Origin of the sequence: Rhodococcus koreensis, from assembly GCF_900105905.1 — a bacterium.
GTDB lineage: Bacteria > Actinomycetota > Actinomycetes > Mycobacteriales > Mycobacteriaceae > Rhodococcus_F > Rhodococcus_F koreensis.
The window spans coordinates 71,191-91,631 of record NZ_FNSV01000001.1; the positions used below are offsets into that span (position 1 = coordinate 71,191).

Genomic DNA, 20,441 nt, shown 5'->3' on the forward strand with positions numbered 1-20,441 from the left:
AGGCTCGATTTCATCTCGCCGGAGGCGAGGGTGTTAGGTAGTTGCTCGGTCGAACGTTGGAGGTGTCGATTCGATTCGGGTCTGAATTCACAGCTCGCTGTCGCCGCGTTGCGCCCGCCCCCGCGCATGTCGAGCCGATACACTTCGCGCCATGGCCACCTCATCTGAAGCGGCGGCGATCCGCTCCCGCCGACTGCACACCGTCAAGAACGTCGAAGAGAACGTCAAGGCAGCCCGGCAGCGCGCGCTCGAACATCAGAAGCGCATCGAGAATTTGGCGAAGCCTCTGAACGCGGTGTCGGAGAAGCTCGCCCGCCTGGACCGTGAACGGGACGCGGTCACCGCGGCGCGTGACCGTCGGATCGAGTCGTTGCAGAGCGGTCTGGAGAAGAAGATCGAGAAGCTCAAGGCCGATACCGCAGCGAAGATTGAGCTGGCGAAGAAGGACACCGAGAGCAAGCTCGCGGAGCTTCACAACTCGCAGCGCGGGTCCGAGGATGCACTGCTACTCGAGTACGCTCAGGCGGTCGTGCAGTTCTCCTTTGGCGGATCGAACGCCGACCTCGCCACCGTTCTCGGTGTCCCGCAGAAGGAAGCGAAGGAACTGATCGTGTCGTCGACAGCCGACCTGGAGAAGGCCGGCATCTCCGCCTCGCGGCCGGCCGACGCGGCGCCCGCCGCGAACTCGTCGGCGCCGGCCGCAGAGCAGCCTGCGCCTGCAACGGAAGACAAGGACGCGGCTCAGACCGCGCCGGTCGACGCGCCCGCCCTCGCCTCGGCGTGACGGCCCGGGCGGGGTCTGAAACTTTCGGAAGGCTAGACCGTGACCCTCTACGACGTGTTCCCGTGGGTGCAGCCCATGTGGCAGGGCGCGATCGACCTGTGGCTCGAGTTCTGGTGGCCCGGGCGGTTGTGAGCGACATGGACTCGACACAGGATGCTACGCAGGACAGGTGGGAGTTCATTGCCCGCCTCGCGCCGCACGCGTGGCCGATTGATCGTGAAGATGGTCGATCGGTCGTACGGCACACTCGCGGGTTCCGGGTGATCGGTGTTTGAAGAAGTCGAGCCGGGGTTGTGGCCTGCAGACGAATCTGACGGCACCGACCCCGGCGCCGTTGACGTTCCGGCCGGCGCACGCCGACGGCGCTCCGTCGACACGTCACTGGTGCCGAACGCGCGCACAATTGCGTTGTTCTGGTCGAAGGTCGTAAAGTCCCCGACCTGTTGGTACTGGACCGGTGCAATCAGCGCGCCAGACGGGTACGGCCGCTTCAACTACCAACGCGACAACCGCCAACGGACCGTTCTCGCACACCGCTTCTCGGTCGAGCTGGTGCACGGTCCGATGGACGATGGTGTCGTGTGCGAGCACAAGTGCAATGAGCCGCTCTGCGTACGTGTGCACGCGAAGCATTTGGTTCAGTCGACGTACTCGGAGAACGTCCGGTTCGCGATCGCGCTCGGACGGTTGTCCGGTCACACGCTACTTGATGGGAGCGGTAGATCACGCGTCGACCGCTCCATCGCCATTCGAGAAGCACTCAAGTTCGGCTACAACGAAGAAGCGGTAATGAGGGCGAAGACGGACCCCGGCCCGGATCAAGCGACGTTGTTCTGATGGGAGCGGTGTACTACTCCCTGCCTGCGATCTGCTTCCCAAGTTCGGGCAGACTGCAGACATGGCCAATGATCATTTCGACGTCGACTCAGAGTTTGCCCTCGAATCTTCACGGCCGGTCCCTGACATGGAGATCGCGCGCGCGATCGGCGTGGTGTTCACCCATATGCTTGGAGACGGTCGGTCCGTGATCGACCCGGAGACCACGATCTGGACAGCTGAGGCTGCAGAAGAACTTCGGGCCAGAATTGGGGACAACCCCATCGTCGGAAAGGACCAGGGCCAATGGGAGAAGCTCGACCGGCAACTCCAAGGAGCATCTCGTGAGGTCGTGCTCCTTGCGGCCGAACTCGTCTTCCTACGAGAGCACGCGATTCGGTCGGCCCGCCCCGAGACACGCAGGGCCCATGTCGACCGGGTGCTGACACATCTCGACTCCCCCTTGGCAATCCCGGCGCCAATGTCCACCTGGCTTGCCCGCCCAGCCGGGACCGCAGGGTTCGAACCGGGTTCCTGGTACAACGGGGCACTGTGGCGACACGTCATTTGGGCTTCGACCTTCGTGCGTCACTGGGATGGCCTGTCGGAGGCCGAGCGCGAGTCAGCGCGGACCGATCCATGGGAGCTGCAGCGTGTCATGCTCACCTCCGGTGACGACCGCTCCGACATCCGCAACGCGCTGCAGTTCCTTGCTCGACCCGATGTGTTCGAGCCGATCTCTTCGGCCTCGATGAAGGTGAAAATCCGTAATGGTCTGGCCGATCGGATCGGCGGGGCGTCGGGCGATACTCCTGGCTCGATCGACCGCGATCTACTCGCGATCCGCGCTGCCCTGGCTCACGAGATCGAGGGACCGTTCCACTTCTGGACGCCTGGGGTAGCAGAGCTTTGGGACGCCTCCCGCGCTGACTTGGCCCTCACAGCAGCTGAGATCGGTGAGCTCGCTGAGCCTCGTCCACGGCACTACTGGCTTTACTCCCCCGGCCCGCAGGCCTCAGAGTGGGACGAATTCTCGTCCAGCGGCATCATGGCGATCGGTTGGGACGAACTCAAGGACCTCGCTACGTACCCGAGTCGAGAGTCGATTCGACAGGCACTCGACGTCGAGGGGACCGGCGGGTCGTTGAGAAACGACGTTCTTGCGGTGTGGGAGTTCCAGAACGAGATCGCCGTGGGCGACATCATCTATGCCAAGTGTGGGCGGCGCGAGATCGTCGGACGCGGCGAGGTCACCTCCAGCGCTCGGTTCGAGCCGGGTCGCACCTCGTATCGCCATGTGCGCTCAGTGAAGTGGACCCATACGGGATCCTGGGAGCACCCGGGGGATGCCGCAATCAAGACACTGACCGACATTACGAGCTATCACGACTACGTCGAGAACCTCGAAGAGCTCATCGCCGACGAGGAAGAGCCGGAGTTGCTCGAGACTCCGACGCCACTTCCGGCCTACGACAAGGCGGCATTCCTTAAGGAGGTCTATCTGTCAGAGGAGCAATACGAGCGTTTGCGCTCCCTGCTGGCGCGGAAGAAAAACGTCATCCTCGCTGGCCCGCCCGGTGTCGGGAAGACCTTCGCCGCGAAGCGCCTGGCATACTCGATCATGGCGGTGAAGGATCCGAGTCGGGTCCAGATGGTCCAGTTCCATCAGAGCTACTCGTACGAGGACTTCATGATGGGATACCGGCCTACCCAGACCGGTGGTTTCACACTCGCTGAAGGGCCGTTCTACCGATTCTGCGAGAAGGCCCGCGCCGACGACACCGACCGGCCCTACTTCTTCATCATCGACGAGATCAACCGCGGCAACATCTCCAAGATTTTCGGCGAGCTGCTCATGCTCATCGAAGCCGACAAACGCGGACAAGAACTCCGACTGTTGTACAAGAACGAGACATTTTCGGTCCCCTCCAACGTCCACATCATCGGCATGATGAACACCGCCGACCGCAGCCTCGCCGTCCTGGACTACGCGCTGCGTCGTCGCTTTGGTTTTTTCGAGATGACCCCGGGCTTCCACTCGGCCGGATTCACCCGCTGGCAGCAAGACGCTGGAAGCCCCACGCTCGACCGCCTCGTCGAAGTTGTCATCGACCTCAACAAGACCATCGCCGACGACCCTGCACTCGGCCAGGGCTTCGCCATCGGGCACAGCTTCCTCTCCAGTCCTCCAGACGACGCCACTGACGATGAATGGCTGTACTCGGTGGTCGAGGACGAACTCATCCCCCTCCTCGACGAGTACTGGTTCGACGAGCCGACCACGGCCGAGGAGTGGGCCGGCCGACTCAGGGCCGCCGTCGCATGACCGAGAGGTCCATCGCCATCCGCAACGTGTACGTCATGATGGCCTATGCCTTTCGAGCGATCCGCAGCGAAGGCAACGACCGAATCGCGGCCGAGGCCTTCGACCATCTTCACGACCTGTTCGCGGAGATCCTCGTGCGTGGCGTCGGCACACAGGTCAAGCGCGGCCTTCACCACGACTACCTGTACCGCAGCGAAACACTCGCCACCATTCGCGGCCGCATCGATATCACTCGCACCGCAGCGACTCGCTCTACGCTCCGAGGCAGGCTGGTGTGTGAATTCGACGAGTACGAACTCGACACGCCCCACAACCGGGCGCTGAAGTCGGTCGTCGTCCTACTCCTCCGCCACGGTGATGTCGCCGCACCGCGCCGGGCTGCGCTGCGTCGGCTCCTGCCGTACCTGGACGCGGTGACGCTGATCGCGCCGACATCGATCCGCTGGGGCGCACTGACCTACCACCGCGCCAACGCCACATACCGGCTGTTGCTCGGTGTCTGTGAACTGATCGTCCGCGGGCTCCTCCTCACGCAGGAGGCCGGAAGCACCAAGCTCACCTCATGGGTCTCGGACGACGCGATGAGCCGCTTGTACGAACGATTCCTGCGCGAGTACTACATCGTCCACCACCCCGAACTCTCCCCCACCGCATCCACCGTCAATTGGGACTACGACGACACAACCGCACTCGGAGCCGAACAGCTCCCAGCAATGCGCACCGATGTCACACTGCGGCGTGGACACCGGGCACTCATCATTGATGCGAAGTACTACAGCCAATCGATGCAGGTCGGTATGTGGGGCAAGCCGACTGTCCACTCGGCCAATCTGTACCAAATGCTGACATACGTGAAGAACGCCGACGTGAACCACGACGGCTCGGTCAGCGGGCTATTGCTCTACGCGCGTACCGAAGCACCTGCGCAGCCCCGACTGGACGTCATCGTCCAAGGCAACCGCATCGGCGCGCGAACACTCGACCTCAACCGCCCGTGGAACGAACTCAGTACTCAGCTCGAAGACGTCGTCACATGGCTTCAGAACTAACACGTTGTTCCTACGTAGACGTTGAAGTAGTAGTCCTGTTCGATGACCTGCGTCTCAGTGGTATTGGGCTCGATACCCTTCCAGGCGAGCCACTTGCGATGCAACTCGTTCCGGCGACGGGAACTCGTCGAGCGGCAACTCTCGTTCGATGTCACCGGAGGTGATCGTTCGGTCGTGAAACAGGAAGCCGTCACCGTTCGTTCGAACTGAACACGAACGGCACGTCCAAGCGATCTGCGTAGCCGTGCGCCTGTTGCAAGCCTGCGCCAAGACTGTGGTTGTTGTCTTTGGCCTCGACGACCGCCAGCGGCAACCCTGGCTTGAGGAACAGCACGTAGTCGGCGGACTTGGCGGCTTCGCGGGCATGGAGCTCCTGCTGCTGTGGATGAGTCATGGTCTACCGGCCACGCTCCGCCTCCGTCTGGTAACGCCTGATCATATGGTGTAACGAGGACACCTCTTCCGAGTGATCCAGATTGGATGGTTTTACAGCTCGTATCCGGCGTCGTGCGCGGGCGCCCGTTCCGGACCGAGCGCCTCCACTGACTCGCCCCGTGATTCGGTGCTGCCCGAAAGCATCCGACCGATGGGGCGGGGGTGACCCGCGGTCGCGGTTCGCACCGCGCTCAGGTCGTAGCTGGGGGCCGGGGTTGACTCCGTCCGATCGGGCGGAGCCGAGGCGACGACTACGGCGGCGTCGATCGTTTCGCGTAGCAGGGTGGTGTCGCCGGTCTGCATGTACTCGAATCGTCCCCACACGAACTGCTCTCGAAGATCGCCGACTAACGAATTCTCGTGGGGAAGGTTGGCTTCGGCGGGTTGGAATCGTGCGGTCTGGAAGGAGTAGCCGGCGTCCGCGCTGAGTTGTGTGAAGAACGCGAACTGCGCCCGGGTGTTTCCTTCCCGGAACGGGTGGACGTAGTTGATCCGCGCCCACACCTTCGTCAGCTCGTCGACGAAGGTCTCGCGGTCGAGGCCGCGCAGGTGGTTCTTGGCTGCCATGCGCTCGAGCACCGCGGTGCCGTACCCGCGGATCTCCTTGGCGGCGAAGTAGCGGTGCGCGATCTCCGGGGGATTTCGGACTCCCCGCCGGTAGGCCTGCACGTCCGGGCCGTGCTTGACCATCGGCCAATCACGTGGGGCGGTGCGCAGTTCGCCGGCCCAGGGGTAGACGTCCTGGAACAGGTGGTGGTGGATCCGGCGTAGGTGTGTCAGGTCGTAGTTGCCGGGGATCGGTTCTCGTCGGAGTTCGGACATGCGCTTGTACGTGGCCAGCCCCTCGTACACGTCGAGGACCTCGGGGTCGGTGATGCCGTACGGCCGGTCGGCGGACACCCGGACGAGGTTGCGCATGACGGCGCCGGAGATGTCCGGGAATCCGGTGGCATCCCAGTGCACCGTCGACGGGATGAAGTAGTCGATCCACTCCTGTGAGAACGGGCGCGGCCGGGTCACTGCTCGGTCTGGGCTCGGCGGCGCAGGATTGAGTCGAGCGCATCGTCGAGGGTGATGTTCTCCTGCAGCAGTTGGACGAGGAGTTCCTTGGTGGGCTCGTCCATCGTGCGGCCCTCGATCGCCATGATCGGCGCGAGCCTGTCGTATTCGGCTCGCGCCTGCGCTTCGGTCAGCCCTCGGTGTGCTGTGTCGTCGTTCATACGGCGCGCTCGCCTTCTTCGTCGATTCCGTAGTCGCGGTCGATCTCGGTTTCCGGGTGGATCGGGGTGACGTTCCCATTGTCCGCGCCGGTGGTGGTGCCGAGGACATCTCGGATCGGGCGGGCGTGTCCGCTGTCGGCGGCCTTGATGCCGTCGATGACGGACTGTTCCACGAGCGTGGTGGTCGGTTGGGTCGGCTCGGTGATGGTGTCCGCCGCATGGTCCGGGGTTTGTGCGGCCCGGAGCTTGGCGCCACGTTCGAGGCTGGCCTCGTACAGCTTCTCCCGGGGAACCTCGCGTTCCTTGGCGAGCTTGTCGGCGCTTCGTGAACTGCTGCCGAAGGCGTCGCCGCGGCGGTTGGCGGATCCGCGGTCGGTCTGCCCGGTGCCGTCCCAGGATTCCCAGGCCCACTGGCGGCCGTGCCAGTACGTGCGGGCACCGGGCATTCCGGAGTTGGGGTCGAAGCCGTACCGCCACTCGTGTTCGCTGGCGTCGAGGGTTTGCCATTCCCGCCGTGCGAGGTTTTCGGTGCGGGCTTGGGCGTTTTCTTCCCACTCCTTGCGGGCGGCGGCCATGCGGACCGGCACGCTCGCGATCACCGCCTCTCGGGTCATCCCTTGCTCCTCCGCCCATCCTTCGGTCGGGTTGAGGTCGAGCGACCATCCTGGGTACTGGCCGTCGGCGCGGCGTCGTTCGGTGTCGAGCCGCTCCTGGCGTAGCGCCTCGGGTGAGTTCTCCCGCGAGTTGACCTCGAGGCTCAGTTCATGGGCCTCGAGTTTCGCCTGTTCGAGTTCGTCTTCGTGGGTGAACACCAGCTCTGGCTCGGCGGTGGCGACGTCGAGTGTGGCCTTGTCGCGTTCGAGCTGAGCGGCGAGTGCGTCGCCGCGGTTGCTGACGGCGGAGAGGTGATTTCGGGTGGACGCGATGAACCCGGTGGTGGCGCTGTCGAGTGCGACGATGTCGATCATCTTGTCGCGCTCGATGTAGCGCTCCTCCCCCGCGATGTCGACGATGTAGTTGGCGAGGGTGTGCGAGTAGCCGAGGGTGATCGGTACTCCGTTGATCGACCCGATCGGAAGGAACTTGCGTTCCCTCGTGACCTCTTCGCGGGCCTGTGCCAGCGCTTCGGTGATCGCATCGCGGAGATCAGATACCTCACTGTCGGGCACCGCGCGGCCGGCGACGTGCCAGATGCGTTTGCTGCGGTCCTCGACGGCCAGCCATTCCTGGAGTTTGCTGCTCTGTTCCCGCAGTTCGGGAAGCCGCTGCGTCGCGGCCGCGATCTGCCGTTCGAGGGAACGGATCGTGGCGTGCCGGGCGGCGTTGTTGTTGGTGACGGCGTTGCGCCCAGCTTCGAGCATGGTGACGTTCTGCTCGGCCTCGACTTGCTGGACGAAGACCGGGTCGCCGGTTGCCGCGGCCTTGGTCTGCGCCCACGACAACGACAGGTCGCCTCCGACGTCCTCCATCGTCTGGGGGACGTCTTCGCGGCGCAGCTGCGCGACGAACCCGGACTTGCGGGCGACGTACTGGTACATCATCGCGTCGTAGGAACGCCGGGCCACGACGTTGATGACACTGACCTTCTCGAAGGTGTTGCCCTGGCGGATGATGCGCCCGATCCGCTGTTCCATGTCCGCCGCCGTCCAGGCCGGATCGAGGTTGACCAGCTGCTTGAGTGCGCGCTGGACGTTGAGGCCGGTGCCGCCCTTCTTCGTCGAGGTCAGCAGGACCCGGATCCGCCCGTCTCGGCAGGCCTCGGTGAGTGCGGCTTTCGCCTTGGGCGAGTTGTGGTCGTGCATGAAGGCGATTTCCTCGGCCTTGATCCCGCGGGCGATCAAGGCGTCGCGCAGTTCGGTGTAGACGTTGCGGGCGCGGCGACTGTCGCCGATCTTCGGTGTTCCGCGGTCGCAGAACACGAGCTGGAACGCCCCGGTCATGTCCGGGCCGTATTTGTCGGCCGGGATGACCACGTCGGCGTTGTCGACGTACGCGCTCCAGATGGCGTCGGCGGCGACCTCGACCCGGGAGTTTTCCGGGGGCGGGGACGGAAGGTTCGCCAGTCTCGGGTGCATGGCCACGTTGCGCCCGTCGGTGGAGATCTTGAGCGTGTTGTCGATGTGCATCGCATCGCCCTTGACGTTGCCCAGGCGCTCGTCCAGGTCGGCGACGAAGTCGAGGACGTCGTGGCCCTGGTCGAATTCGAGGATCGTGGGCGTTCCGCCCTCGATCACCGGGAGCTGGACCGGGATCTGGTCGGAGGTCACGACGTCCCGGAACTGGTCGAGCATCGCCACGAGCTGGCGCACGTTCGCGTACTCGGCCATGCGGGTGACCATCCGCAGTTTGGTGCCGGTGATGTTCATTTCGACGGCGGTGACGGGCTTGGCGAAGACGCCGGCCCAGTTGTCGATCCGACTCATCCCCGTCCGTACCAGCAGGTCCGGCCGCAGCATCTTGGTCATCACCCAGATCTCCGACATGGCGTTGGTGATCGGGGTGCCGGTGGCGAAGGCCATCGCCTTGGCCGGTGCGTGGGGTTTGCCCGCCCGGGCGTTGCGGTCCTGGGCTTGCTTGCGCAGGAACCGCGCCTTCATCTCCAGGTCGGTGGCCCGCTGCGACCCTTCCGCTACCGACAGGTCAGCGGAGTTCGAGGGCCTGGACAGGTTCTTGAAGTCGTGGGCCTCATCGATAAAAAGAAAGTCCGCACCTGACTGCTCAAAGCTCAGACCGTCGTCGGAGGACTTCTGCCCGACGATCGTCTCGATGCGCTTCTTCATCGCCTTGATCGCGTTCTCGATCTGCTTGACCGAGAACTCCGATCCGGACTTGGTGGCGGCCTCGAGGGCGCCGCGCAGTTCGGCTTCCTCGTTCTCAAGGTATTCGATCTGTGCCTCGCGTTTCATCGCGATCAGGCCGAACACGGACTGCGGGACGATCACCATGTCCCAGTCGCCGACGGCGGTCTGCCCGATGAACCGCTGCCGGTCCTCGATCCCGTCGAGCTCGGAGGCTACGAGGATCTTCGCGTTCGGGTAGGCGTCGCGGGCGTCGTTGCCCCACTGCGAGAGCAGGTGGTTGGGGACGACGACCCACGGCTGGCGGACCTGCCCGAGTCGTTTGGCCTCCATGCAGGACACCGTCATGGTCAACGTTTTGCCGGCGCCGACGACGTGGTCGAGCAGGATCGTCTCGTCGTGCAGGAAGCGTTGGACGGCGGCGGCCTGGTAGTCGTACAGCTTGTACTTGGGGTTCAGGCCGGGGAACTGCTTGAACTCGGTGCCGTACTTCGGTCGGACGAACGAGTTGCACAGCTCGTTGTAGGTGGCGGCGAGCGTGACGTAGCGGTCGCCGTCGGACCACAACCATTCGGCGAACCGCTCTTGCAGGGCGGCCGCGTTCGAGCGGGCCGCGGCCGTCAGTTCGGGATGGAACCGCGGCTTCGACGAGTGCTCGAGTTCCTCGGCCGTCTTGAGGACCTGCACAGCCTTGTTGTTGGCGATCAGGTTGAACATCTCGACGCCGGAGAGCTGGGCGCTGCCGTACTTGTCGGTGTAGCCGCTGGTCGGGTTCTTGTGGCGGCTGTTCTGCTCGGTCTCGAAATTCCAGTTGCCGCTGACCTTGTCGAACTCGGTCGTGAGCCGGTTCGGGTTGAGGCCGAACTCCTTGAGAAGGAATTCCCGGTAGTACTCCATCGGCACCCAGATCGCGCCGGGGCGGACACCGATGGCGGACGGATCGACGTCGGCCGGGATGACTCGTTCGAGGGCTTCGGCGGCCGCGCCGTAGAGCTCGGGGTCCTCGGCGGCGAGCCTGCGTGCCTTGGCATACTTGTCGCGGACGTGTCCGGAGAGGAACGTTTCGGCGATCTCCCAGGCGCCGGGGTGATCGAGGGACGGGAACATGCGCCCGCGCGCCTGGTCGATGACATCGCCGACCTCGAGGTCGAGCAACTCCCCCATCCGCTCGGGTGAGAGGTAGCCGAGTTCGTCGAAGCTGATCGCCATTGCCTCGTCGACGTGGTCGGCGGTTTCGGCTCGACTCTTGAACGGGGTGGTGTCCTCGGTGAAGATCGGCGACTTGCCGGCCTCGGCGTCGGTGCCGTCGAACCGGGACGTGAAGTTCTCGATCGCCAGGACCATGCCGATGCGGGGATCGCGCAGGATCGCGCCTTTGAGGTGGTTCTGGTTCTTCTGCGGGTTCGGCTCGGTCGCGGCCTTGTCCTGCATGTCCTCGAGGACGTCGTCGGGGATCGGCCCCGTGTACGGGCCGGCCTCCTCGAAGCTGAGCCCCTCCTCGCGGGCCTCTGCCTTGCCGGTCTTGATGCGCCACCGGATGATTGCCTTGTCGAGGCGCTCGGCTATCTTCTTCTCGGTCAGCGGTGCCGGTTCGGTGAGGGTGAACCGGTTGAGCGGTCCCCACCGATGGGTGTAGCGGTCGTAGAGGGTGCCCAGCTGGCCACGGAGGGCGTCGCGTTCGGCCCGGGTCGAGTCGACCTGGCGGCTGGCCTCGGTCAGCTTCATGACGGTCTCACCGAGTGCGATGAGGACCTTCCACTGCTCGGCCTTGTCCTTGCCGGTGCAGTTGACGTACGTCCAGCCCTGTCCGATCTTGAACTGCTCGAACTGGCCCTTGACCTCGTCGAACCGCATCGTGCCGGGTTCGACCGTGGTTTCTTCGATTCCGGTTCCGGTCAACAGACCGGCGGCGGCGAACGGTGCGGCGGCAGACGGCGACGGCCTCGGTGCGGTGAATCCGAGTCCGCGGTCGACGGCCCGGTCGATGATCGGGTCGAGCTGGCGGCGGATCTGCTCGGACAGCGGTGTGTGGGGGCGGGGTTCGACGATCAGATTCAGCTTGCCGTTCGGACCGCTGCCGACCGCCAGGGTGCCCAGCACCCGCTCGGGGTGCTGGGCGAAGTAGCGGTTGATCCAGTACGGCGCCGTCGGTGCGCCGCCCTGGTCCGCGCCGTGGCGATGGTCGAGCGGAATGCTCTTGACCTCGCCGGCCCACGCCGTCGTCTCCGGGGATGGTTCCTGCCCGTCGGGGCGGCGCCGGAACACCAGGATGTCGGTGACGACCGCGGTCTTGGCCTGCCGGTCGAAAGCCCCGGTCGGCAGCCGCACCGCGCCGATCAAGTCCGCCGTTTCGGTGATCTTCTGGCGGGCGCCCGGTCGTCTCGCGTCGGAGGTGTATGCGGAGGTCACGACCGCGACGTAGCCGCCCGGGGCGGTGAGGGCGAGAGATTTGACGATGAACTGGTTGTGCAGTGAATGGCCGTCGGCATTGTGGATCGGGTCGTAGGCGCCGTCCTTGCCGAAGGGCACGTTGCCGATCGCGCCGGTGAAGGTGTCGTTGCCGGCGAAGTTCCGCTCGAATCCGTGGTTGCGGATCTGCTGCGACGGATACAGGTGGTGCGCGATCTGGGCGCTGATCGGCTCGATCTCGACGCCGACCATGTTCACCCCGGCCGGGGCGGTGCCGACGAAGTACCCGGCTCCGCAGCCGGGTTCGAGCATCAGGGCGCTCGATGGCATCCCTGCGCGCTGCACGGCACGCCAGAGTTCGTGGACCACGGCCGGATCGGTGTAGTGCGCGTTGAGGGTGGTCTCGCGGGCCTGCGCGAAGCCGCGCTCGCCGAGCAGCTCGTACAGCTCGTTGCGTTCGGTGCGCCAGGTCTCGCGGAACCGTGCCCGGTTGTCGAATACCTCGGGGACCGCGCCCCAGCCGGACCACAGCGCGAGGACTGCCTGCTCTTCCGCCGTTGCCGGGCGCTGCTCGCGGCCGAGCTCGGTGACCAGCCGTGCAGCGGCGATGTTGGCGCGGACACGGGCTTTCGCGCCGGACGGGACCAGGATGTCGGTGCCGAGCGCGAAGTCCGCGGGTGCCGCGGTGGGCTCTGTCGGCCGCAGGATCTCCTCGGCCTCGGTCTCCTCGACCGCCTCGGTCTCTTCGGAGTCCCCGAGCATCGACTCCAGCAGCGCCTGCCGTTGGGCCAGCTCGTCGGTGGTGGCGGTGAGCGGGTCCAGGGCGGCCAGCTCGTCCGGTGTGAGCGGTGCGGCGGTCTCGGGTGCCGGGGTGATCCCCGGCTCCGGCGCGGTGGCCGTGTCGGTGCTGGTGGTCGTGTACTCGGCGGCGGTCTCGGGGGAAACCCAGACGTGGCCGCCGCTTTCCTTGCGCACCTCGATCAGGCCGCCGTTGCGCCACAGCGGGCTGGTGATCGGTTCGCCATGAACGTGATCGGGTACTACCAGCAGCTCCGCGTCGGCGGCGGGGGCCTTCTGCTCAGTGGGGGCCGCCTCGGCGGCCCCGGGTAGTTCCGACGACGGGTCGACACCTTCTGCCTGAGCGGTGGTCTCCGGGTGGTCTTCGCGGACAGGCGTGCTGGCCGGCTCCGCCGCGATCTCTATCTCGTCGGCGGTGGCCTGTTCGGACGGTGTCTGAGCGTCGCGTTCGGCCTCGGTCTCGGTGGTCGCAGTGACCTCGGTGATGTCGGATGAGACGGCGGCGCGCTTGCGCGGAAGGAGCACGCGGGCCTGGTCGATGGCGTCGCGGAAGGTGTGGACGTCGGCGTAGGTTTGCCCGTCCAGGGTGATCGGGTTCGGGGTGTCAGTCATCGACGGCAGCTGCGTGACATCGACGTGCGTGCCGCCGGCGTCCCCCACGAACACATGACCGTTCTGGTAGATCGTCAGATCGCTGACGTCGAACGTGGCGTACGGGTCCTTCGCGTTCTTCTTCCGCAGCTCGGTGATCAGCGCACGGTCCACCTCGGCGCGCAGCACCCAGTCCAGATCGAAGCCCTTCGCTTCGAGCAACGAGACGTCTGCGGGCAGTGTGCGGCGCAGGTCTTCGATGATGCCGCGACGTGCTTCCTGCACGGGCTCGGTGTCGGCTGCGGCTGAACCGTTCTTCGAGTACACCCAGAGCGGATCGCTGTGTGCGGCTGCGTGGTAGAACTCGTGCCCACGGGCGAGCATGGCGGCGGTGGACGTGACACGATCGCGTGCCTCGCGCACGGGTCGGTAGGTGCGCTCGACCCACGCCGGCATCGGGTGGCCGGCGGCTTCGAGTAGACCACCGACCGCGACGCGGTAGTCACCGCCGCAGTTGACCTCGGTGTCGGCTCCGTTGAGGGTGTACTCCCACCCCACCGAGACGTGGCGGATCCCGGACCGGGGCTTCGACTTCAGCCGCAGTCCGTGCTGGCCGCCTTGTTCGAAGTACTCGTGGCCGTTCTTGGCGTAGACGACCTCCATGTCGTCGTGGAGGTTCGGCACGATGGTGCGACGCAACTCGGCGGCGAGCCGCTCTTGGCCGATGCTCGCGGTGGCCTCGATCAGATCGGGGCGCTCGAAGCCGAGGACATCGAAGGCGACCTCGATGGCGGCTTCCAGCTCATCGCCACGCGTCACGGAGGGCAGACCTGCCCAGGTCGCGACGAGCGGATCGCTGCGCAGGTGCGCGCGCATCCACTGCGTCCAGTCGTCGCGTACCGACTCGTCCCACGTCAGATCGTCGCGGTGCGCCTCGGTCCACGCCTGGGTCACCGTGTCGTAGAACCCGACGTCCTCGAGTTGGCGGAGGTCGCGGACGATGAGTTGGGCCGCTGCTTGTCGGGTCGTGGATCCGTTTCGGGCGAGGTCGACGATCTTGTCGCGGACCATTTCCTCGAATGGGAAGTGCGCCGCGAGGTCGTCGGCTAGTCGGCCACCGACCGCGTCGACGATGTTCGGATCCGCCGCGGCCGCCGCGTACAGGAACGTTTGGTCGGCGCCCGTGGCTTCGCGTTGCGCGTCCTTGCAGCCCTTCCACCACTGGTTCGTCAGCGCCTCTCGAGCTTTCTCGCTCTTGAGCTTGCGCAGGGCGGTCGCGAAGGCGGGATCGACGTCGGGGTGCGGCAGTTCGAGCGGGGCGGCGGGGTCGAATTTCGCTCGGGCGCGTTGGTACCAGTCGTTTTCGGGGATGACGCCCAGGTCCAGGGCTTCCTGGACAGCCTCGAGGGTTTCGATCCGCGTGTTGATGTCGAGTAGCTCTGCCTCGGCCTGCTCGAGACTCATCTCGTCGTGGAGTTCGAGGTCCGGGTCGAGGTCGGTGTCGGTGTTCTCGTCGGCCGCCAGTACGGACTCGGCTGCCCGCTGCGCGGTGTCGAGGTACGACTCGCCGACCTCACGGTCGTCGGCGTCTCGTGCCGCCACCACGGCGTCGACGATCGCGGTGGTCGTCGGGTGTCCGATCGCTTCGGGGCGGCGGGCTTCCCAGTACGCCTCGGCGGCCTTGCGGCCCAGTTCGTGCCACCGGTCGGTGTTGAGCAGGATCGTCCGGCACGCGGTGAACATCTCGTCCGAGATGTTTTGCCGGTCGCTCATCAGGTCCGCCAGCGCCACCTGGGCTTTCGTCTTGAAGTGGCCCTCTGCCCAGGCGAGGAACCCGATGGCGGTGTTCGCCGGGGATGCGGCGGAAGTATCTGCTTCGGTGTCCGGTTCGGCGAGTGCCTGCAGGATTCTGGCTTCGACCTCGGCGGTCGCGTCCAGGGTCGTCGCGGCCGCCGCTGCGATCGGGTCGATGCCGGCGGAGGTGTTCGCGCCTGCGGCGTCGACCGGCGCGGCGTCGGTGGGCGGGGCCTCGGGGAACAGGGGGCCGGCGGGGCGTTCGCGGAACTGGACCTCTTTGAGGTTGCCGCTGAGGATGCCCGAAATCAGGTCGTGCGCTTCGCCCTTGGTGATCGTCGTGTCGACCGTGAACGGCTTCGCGACCTCGCCGGCCAGCTGTTCGAGCTTGCGGATCTGTGACCTGCTGATCCGCTCGCTGCGCCAACCCGCCTGCGGGGTGCGCTCGGCTGTGGACATTTCCTGCACGAGGGCACGCGGCACCTCGTGCGGATCGACGCCCAGCGCGTGGATCCGATTGCGTAGCTCACCCTCACGGGCCGACTGGACCCGCCACTGCGTCCGGAGCCGCTCGAGTTTTCCGGTGATGCTGTTGATGTTCTCGGTATTGGCGACGATTCCGGCCTGCAGCCCTCGCTGCTGTGCGGTCGCGAGTGCCCGCTGAGCGGCCGCCAACTGCCGGGTGAGCTTGGCGCCGTGCCGTTCGAGTTCTGCGACCTGCTCGCTGGCGGCCGCCCATTGCGCTTGTGCAGCTAGAACGGAAGATTCGGGTCCTCGGGCGGATTGCGCCGGATCTCCTCGTCGATCATCTCCGCCAGCTCGTCCGCGACCGGGTCGTACGCGGTCATCGGCACCGGCTGGTTGTCCTCGATCCGCTGCGCCACCAGCGCTCGCCCCAGCTGCTGGAACCACGCCTGCCGATCGAGCCACACCCGGTGCACGATCTGTTCCGCCACCGGCATCGGCCGCACGTTCAGGCTCTTCCACCGGTCCGGATCGTGTTCCCGACGGGCCCGATCCTGCTCCGCTTCGATCTGGTTGTCCGCCCAGGCCTCGAATTCCGTCCTGCGCGCGGCGATCTCCGGCGTCACCTGCGGATACAGTTCCTCGGCGAGTATCATCTCCCGCGCCGCCCGCCACGCCGATTCCTTCGCCTGCACCACGTTCCAGTAGGTCGGGGTCAGGCCCTGGTTCGCCTCCGCCCACTGCTCGTGCGCCTGCGTCTCCAGTGGCCCGCTCGCGGACTCGGTCATCTGCTGCAGGCGCAGAGCCTCCCGGTCGATCCGCTCCAGGTCCTGCGGGGAGGTCGGGTCCAGGCCGATCCACTCGACCAGGATCCGATGCGTCTCGTCCGCGATCGTCACGTCGATCCCCTCGACCTGCTCGATCGTTTCCTCGCTCTGCGGTTCCATCCCCTGCTCCTTCATCCTCGAAATCGAACGCGCCCTGGTTGCCGTTTCCGCGTGCCACTCGACCTCCTCGTCAGCGCCCATCCAGGGCGACACCCCACCCGAAAACGGGGAGTTTTCTGAGGTCGATTTTACTACAGAGCATCAACAAAAATAGGCTCTGACCTGCATTTATGCTGAATTCTTGCTGGGTTCAGAAGCTCCGGGAAGTGCCCTGAGGGCGCGCCAGAGCGACGCACACCACCAGCGCCAGCGGGACGATGAACAACCCGCCGATACCCGCCATGAGTGCCCGTGCGGGGCGGCGATGGCGGGTGTACGAGCGCCGAGCACAGACCACCGCCCCTGTGATGGACAACACATTGAACGCGACAAAGACGGTGGTGGCGAACGCGTTTCCGTCCATCACAGGACCAACCTCTCTAGCGGGTGTTAGGTGCCTTCATCGAACCGCATCGGGTCGACATCGTTGATCGGGGAACCGCCGCCCGGGGCGAAGGTTCCCGGGGTAAAGGCCCCGCCAATGGTCGCCCCTGCCGCGAATCCCATGGCCGCGGTCTGCGCACCCGCCAGGGGGCGGCCGCCGGCCGGGGCGGCGGCCGGGAAGTCGAGGATCTGCGTGACCGCCTCGATCCGAGTCCAGGACAGTTCGACCTCGATCTTCGCCGGTTGCACTCCCAGGTCCGAATTGGAGGGATCGAGCTCTCTGGCCTTCGCGATCAGGCTCGCGAGAGGGTTCTCCACGGTGAACCACACGGACGAATGACCGGAGTGGAAACCCGTGGTGTGCACGGATCGATACCCGGCCCGCGCTCGCAACGCAGCGAGGAACTTGACCTTCTGCGGCCCCAGTCCCCAGTTTGGACCGTTCGCTCTCGTCGAGCACGTGATGGCGGCGCGCCCACCCGTCGAAGAGTTCGTTCAGCTCCACCATTTCGACATCGGTCGCGTAGTAGTCGAGGTGCGGGATCGTCACGCTCTCCGCGAGGTGGACAACCTTGGCCATGCCTGCTCCTTCTGGTTTCTCGTTCATGCCGTCAGTAGTGAGATCAGTTGCCAGACTGCGTGTGCGGTGCTGGCGGCATCGCGCGGGTCGACGAGTCGGTCTGCGACGGTAACCCACCCGTCCGACGATCTCTCCAACGCTCGGACGACGAGCGTGCCGGCGACGTCCACGGCGGTGAACAGGATGTCGTGGCCGTCGCCGCTGTGCCAGCTGAGGTCGCCGTCGTCGAGCGTGATGCTCGAAGCCAGGGATTCGGTGTGCGAGTCGCTGCACTCGAACTCGCGCGCCAGCTGCGCCAGCGCCTGTTCGTGGCCGGCGCCCATCGGCTGATGCACCGCCAGTCCTCCCCCGCCGCGCACCGACGCCTGGTCGATCAACAGAACCGCCATACCTGCCCTCCCGTTCGCGCGTCCTCCGCGTTTCGACTCGACAACTCACCACACACTCTACATAGAGACCCCTTAAAGTAGAATGGCTCGCGCCGGCCGTTGTCGGTCGGCACAGAATCTGTCGGTACCGCTGGCTACGCTGACCAGCGAAGAAGGGGAGGATTCATGACTTTCACACGGCGGCCGCGCAAGGCCCCGACCTATCGCGGCGAGGGCCAAGTCCTGCGGTTGTCCGGGACCGCGCTCATCCTGGTCGGTGTCGTGCTGGCGCTCGCGGCACTCGCGATCTTCGGATTCGAGAGCGTGCTGTTCTACGTGTTCTTCGCGGTCGCCGCGGTCCTGGGCGCGGTCGGCTTGCGGCGCAACTACCTCGGCGGTGTCTTCACTGAGATCGAGGAGCGTCTCGGGTTTCCGGAAACCGAGAAGTGACCCTCACTCCACGAATCCACCTGGCCGCTCTGCGCCGCCCACTCCGGTAGGAGTTCGGCGGCGAGTGCGCAGGGGTGCGCCCCGGGTTGTCCTTCGACTGGGTGCGGCCCCTGTCTGGGTAACGGGCATTGCCAGGTCAGCGATACCTCAGGCAGGTCGGGAGGACCAGGAGGCAGTCATGATCGGCATCGTGTTTGACATCCCGGTGGTCGGCGACCCGATCTGGCCACCGGGCGTGTGGTACGTCAACTTCGCCAACTGGTGGAATCAGTTCTGAGGAGTCGAAATGATCGGCAATCTGCCTGACCTCCCAGGCTGGTTTTCGGAAGGGGAATCGGCCTTCTGGTTCCCCATCCTTACCCAAATCGCCAACTGGTGGAATCCGTTCTAAGGAGCCCACAATGATCGGCATACTGCCAGACCTTGGCTACACGATGTGGCTTCCGCTCGCAATCGAATGGAACAACTTCGTTGATTGGTTCAATCAGCTCTGATCGTTCCGTCACGGCCGCATGTGGCAGCCAGGGTCACGACCTTCCCGTCGTGTTCGGCGGCTGCTCGTCGTTGAGCCGTCGTCCCATGCCCGATCCCCCGGCTCGCCGCGCGAGGTGCCCGAGCGTCCAGGCGCATACACCGAGCAGGCCCGTCATGGTGGCGACGAGGAGAACCCTGGGGATGGTCGAGACAACGGAAGTCATCGCGGCGTAGATCACGATGGGGCAGGCGACTACGACAAGGGCGAGTGCCCATTCGCGTAACCGCCAGGGGTTACTGGATCGTCCTGCGATCGGTCCGCCGAGCAACCCTCCGGCGAGCAAAACCCCCAGACCCACTATGAATGCGGTGCTCATTACTTCCCCCTCCGCGCGGCCGCCGGTCGTGGCGGCCGCGACTGTGTGGTCGATCGTCGTATGGAATGGTCTCAGAAGCCTCTGACGTACTGATGCATCCCCGGGATGTCTCAACGGACGCCGGTGAGTGCGGGGCGGCTGGACTTGCGGGTCGGTGGCAACGGCGAGGGCCTTGCGCGCGAGTTCTGAGGCGGACGTGCCTCGCCACGGGTGACCTGCCGGTCGCCCGCGACCGAGGTTGTTGCGGGCCTTGCTCCGTGCGTTGTGTCGGCGCAGCAAAGCCGCGGTGCGCAATGGTGGCGGGCGTCGACGAATTGCTGGATCTGGCATAGTTGTCCGTCAGAAAAGCGCGGCCTGCTCCTCGGCGGCGGCACGGTCGGTCCGGCGCTCGTAGGCGGCCGCGAAGGACCGGGCGACCTCGGCATTGGTGCCGAGCTCGCGGCCGATCTCGGCCCACGTCAGGCCCTGCTGCTGGAGCGTGTAGGCATCTTTCTGGTCGTCCATCACGGGGTTCCTTTCATTCGGTGGCAGCGCAGATCGCGGCGTAGCGTGCGTGAGCGTCGCGCTGACGGCGGCCGAGGCGGCACATGTACTCGTAGAGGTCATCGGTGGCCACGGTCGCGGTGGCTTCCTGCAGTGCCTGGGCGGCGGTCTCGAAGGAGCGTCGATAGGACTGGGCCACCACGGCTTTGGCGTAGTGCGGTGCCCGCTCGGGGAAGGTGGCCGCGCCGACGACGCGGACCAGGTGCTGACGCAGCTGCGCCCGGTGGTGATCGATGCCGCCCGGGTGCTGATCGATCTCGTGGGCGACCATCACGTAGTCGTGGGGCTGTCCGCGCCGGATCAGGCCGTGGATCAGCCGGTAGAGAGCCCCGTGCGCGGAATCGGTGAAGTCACCGACGGTGAGGGTGTCGATGATCGGGCGGGCCTGCGCGGCGGAGATCTGCATCAGCGCAGACAGGCAGCAAGCTTCCGCATCGAGGTGTGCGACGTCGACGGAATGCTCGATCGGGTCACGGTCGTGAACCGGCTCGGCGACAGGTGGCGCGAGGTGCAGCGGCGCGGCCATTTTCCCTCCCCTTTTCGAAATTTGACTTACCATTTATTGTAGTCGCCGATACGGAATTGTCCATATTCGCGAAGCCATTTCTTTCGATTTCTTTACGCAATTCTTCAGGCACCGATACACCGGCCCCTAGCTGCCTAAACACTCAGTCATCGCAATTTAACCACACCCTTCCCGCGCGTCGTTGCCAAGTCCTTGAAAGAATGTTTGGAACTCCTTGCGCATTCTTTTCGAGAAAATTGAGCCCTGGATTTTGCAAGAAATTGGGTCG

Annotated in this window: 16 protein-coding genes; 5 read left to right on the forward strand and 11 right to left on the reverse strand. The window is 65.4% G+C overall.

From position 1 onward, the window contains the following. Positions 1–151 precede the first annotated feature (151 nt). From BLV94_RS00335 to mcrC, 4 genes are all read left to right on the forward strand, one after another. Positions 152–784 (forward strand): hypothetical protein, encoded by a 633-nt coding sequence (locus tag BLV94_RS00335; RefSeq protein WP_072949768.1) that lies wholly within the window; start codon positions 152–154, stop codon positions 782–784. Positions 785–1,051: 267 nt separating this feature from the next. Beyond that, positions 1,052–1,621: an HNH endonuclease gene (locus BLV94_RS00340; RefSeq protein ID WP_072949771.1), complete on the forward strand. Its 570-nt coding sequence runs from the start codon at positions 1,052–1,054 to the stop codon at positions 1,619–1,621. A gap of 61 nt (positions 1,622–1,682) precedes the next feature. After that, the gene (locus BLV94_RS47575) at positions 1,683–3,926 is read left to right on the forward strand and encodes an AAA family ATPase (protein WP_083395394.1); all 2,244 of its coding nucleotides are present in this window, start codon (positions 1,683–1,685) and stop codon (positions 3,924–3,926) included. Continuing rightward, positions 3,923–4,975 carry a 5-methylcytosine-specific restriction endonuclease system specificity protein McrC gene (gene mcrC / locus BLV94_RS00350; RefSeq protein WP_072949773.1) on the forward strand — a complete coding sequence of 351 codons (1,053 nt, stop codon included), beginning with the start codon at positions 3,923–3,925 and terminating at the stop codon, positions 4,973–4,975. The genes BLV94_RS47575 and mcrC overlap by 4 nt, the downstream gene beginning before the upstream one ends. 190 nt (positions 4,976–5,165) lie before the next feature. Here the strand turns inward: mcrC and BLV94_RS49855 are convergent, their stop codons facing one another. The 8 genes from BLV94_RS49855 to BLV94_RS00390 all read right to left on the reverse strand — a co-directional run bounded on the left by BLV94_RS49855 (position 5,166) and on the right by BLV94_RS00390 (position 17,824). Then, entirely contained in the window at positions 5,166–5,369 is a 204-nt protein-coding gene (locus BLV94_RS49855; protein WP_072949775.1) for a type I restriction endonuclease, read from the reverse strand. Between the two features lie 92 nt (positions 5,370–5,461). After that, a complete protein-coding gene (locus BLV94_RS00360; RefSeq protein WP_072949778.1) occupies positions 5,462–6,430 on the reverse strand; it encodes a Fic/DOC family protein in 969 nt (322 codons plus the stop codon). Further along, a complete protein-coding gene (locus BLV94_RS00365; RefSeq protein ID WP_072949780.1) occupies positions 6,427–6,630 on the reverse strand; it encodes a hypothetical protein in 204 nt (67 codons plus the stop codon). Before BLV94_RS00365 ends, BLV94_RS00360 begins: the two co-directional genes overlap by 4 nt. Further along, on the reverse strand, positions 6,627–15,695 hold the full coding sequence (locus tag BLV94_RS00370; RefSeq protein ID WP_072949782.1) for a helicase-related protein: 9,069 nt from the start codon (positions 15,693–15,695) through the stop codon (positions 6,627–6,629). The genes BLV94_RS00365 and BLV94_RS00370 overlap by 4 nt, the downstream gene beginning before the upstream one ends. A 77-nt stretch (positions 15,696–15,772) precedes the next feature. After that, positions 15,773–16,432, reverse strand: a complete 660-nt coding sequence (locus BLV94_RS00375) for a hypothetical protein (RefSeq protein ID WP_072949821.1) — start codon at positions 16,430–16,432, stop codon at positions 15,773–15,775. 190 nt (positions 16,433–16,622) lie between these two features. Beyond that, positions 16,623–16,835, reverse strand: a complete 213-nt coding sequence (locus BLV94_RS00380; protein ID WP_072949785.1) for a hypothetical protein — start codon at positions 16,833–16,835, stop codon at positions 16,623–16,625. Positions 16,836–16,861: 26 nt separating this feature from the next. Further along, the gene (locus BLV94_RS00385; RefSeq protein ID WP_244163395.1) at positions 16,862–17,221 is read right to left on the reverse strand and encodes a hypothetical protein; all 360 of its coding nucleotides are present in this window, start codon (positions 17,219–17,221) and stop codon (positions 16,862–16,864) included. Positions 17,222–17,458: 237 nt separating this feature from the next. Next, positions 17,459–17,824 carry a hypothetical protein gene (locus BLV94_RS00390; RefSeq protein WP_072949787.1) on the reverse strand — a complete coding sequence of 122 codons (366 nt, stop codon included), beginning with the start codon at positions 17,822–17,824 and terminating at the stop codon, positions 17,459–17,461. A 165-nt stretch (positions 17,825–17,989) separates the two neighbouring features. On the opposite strand from BLV94_RS00390, the gene BLV94_RS00395 reads away from it, so the two are divergent. Then, positions 17,990–18,253 carry a hypothetical protein gene (locus tag BLV94_RS00395; RefSeq protein WP_072949790.1) on the forward strand — a complete coding sequence of 88 codons (264 nt, stop codon included), beginning with the start codon at positions 17,990–17,992 and terminating at the stop codon, positions 18,251–18,253. Between the two features lie 527 nt (positions 18,254–18,780). Here the strand turns inward: BLV94_RS00395 and BLV94_RS00400 are convergent. From BLV94_RS00400 to BLV94_RS00405, 3 genes are all read right to left on the reverse strand, one after another. After that, complete coding sequence (locus BLV94_RS00400; protein WP_072949792.1) at positions 18,781–19,104, reverse strand: hypothetical protein; 324 nt, start codon at positions 19,102–19,104, stop codon at positions 18,781–18,783. 339 nt (positions 19,105–19,443) lie between these two features. Then, on the reverse strand, positions 19,444–19,608 hold the full coding sequence (locus BLV94_RS49180; RefSeq protein WP_167372081.1) for a hypothetical protein: 165 nt from the start codon (positions 19,606–19,608) through the stop codon (positions 19,444–19,446). 13 nt (positions 19,609–19,621) lie between these two features. Continuing rightward, positions 19,622–20,173 carry a DnaB-like helicase N-terminal domain-containing protein gene (locus BLV94_RS00405; protein WP_072949795.1) on the reverse strand — a complete coding sequence of 184 codons (552 nt, stop codon included), beginning with the start codon at positions 20,171–20,173 and terminating at the stop codon, positions 19,622–19,624. Between the last annotated feature and the right edge of the window lie 268 nt (positions 20,174–20,441).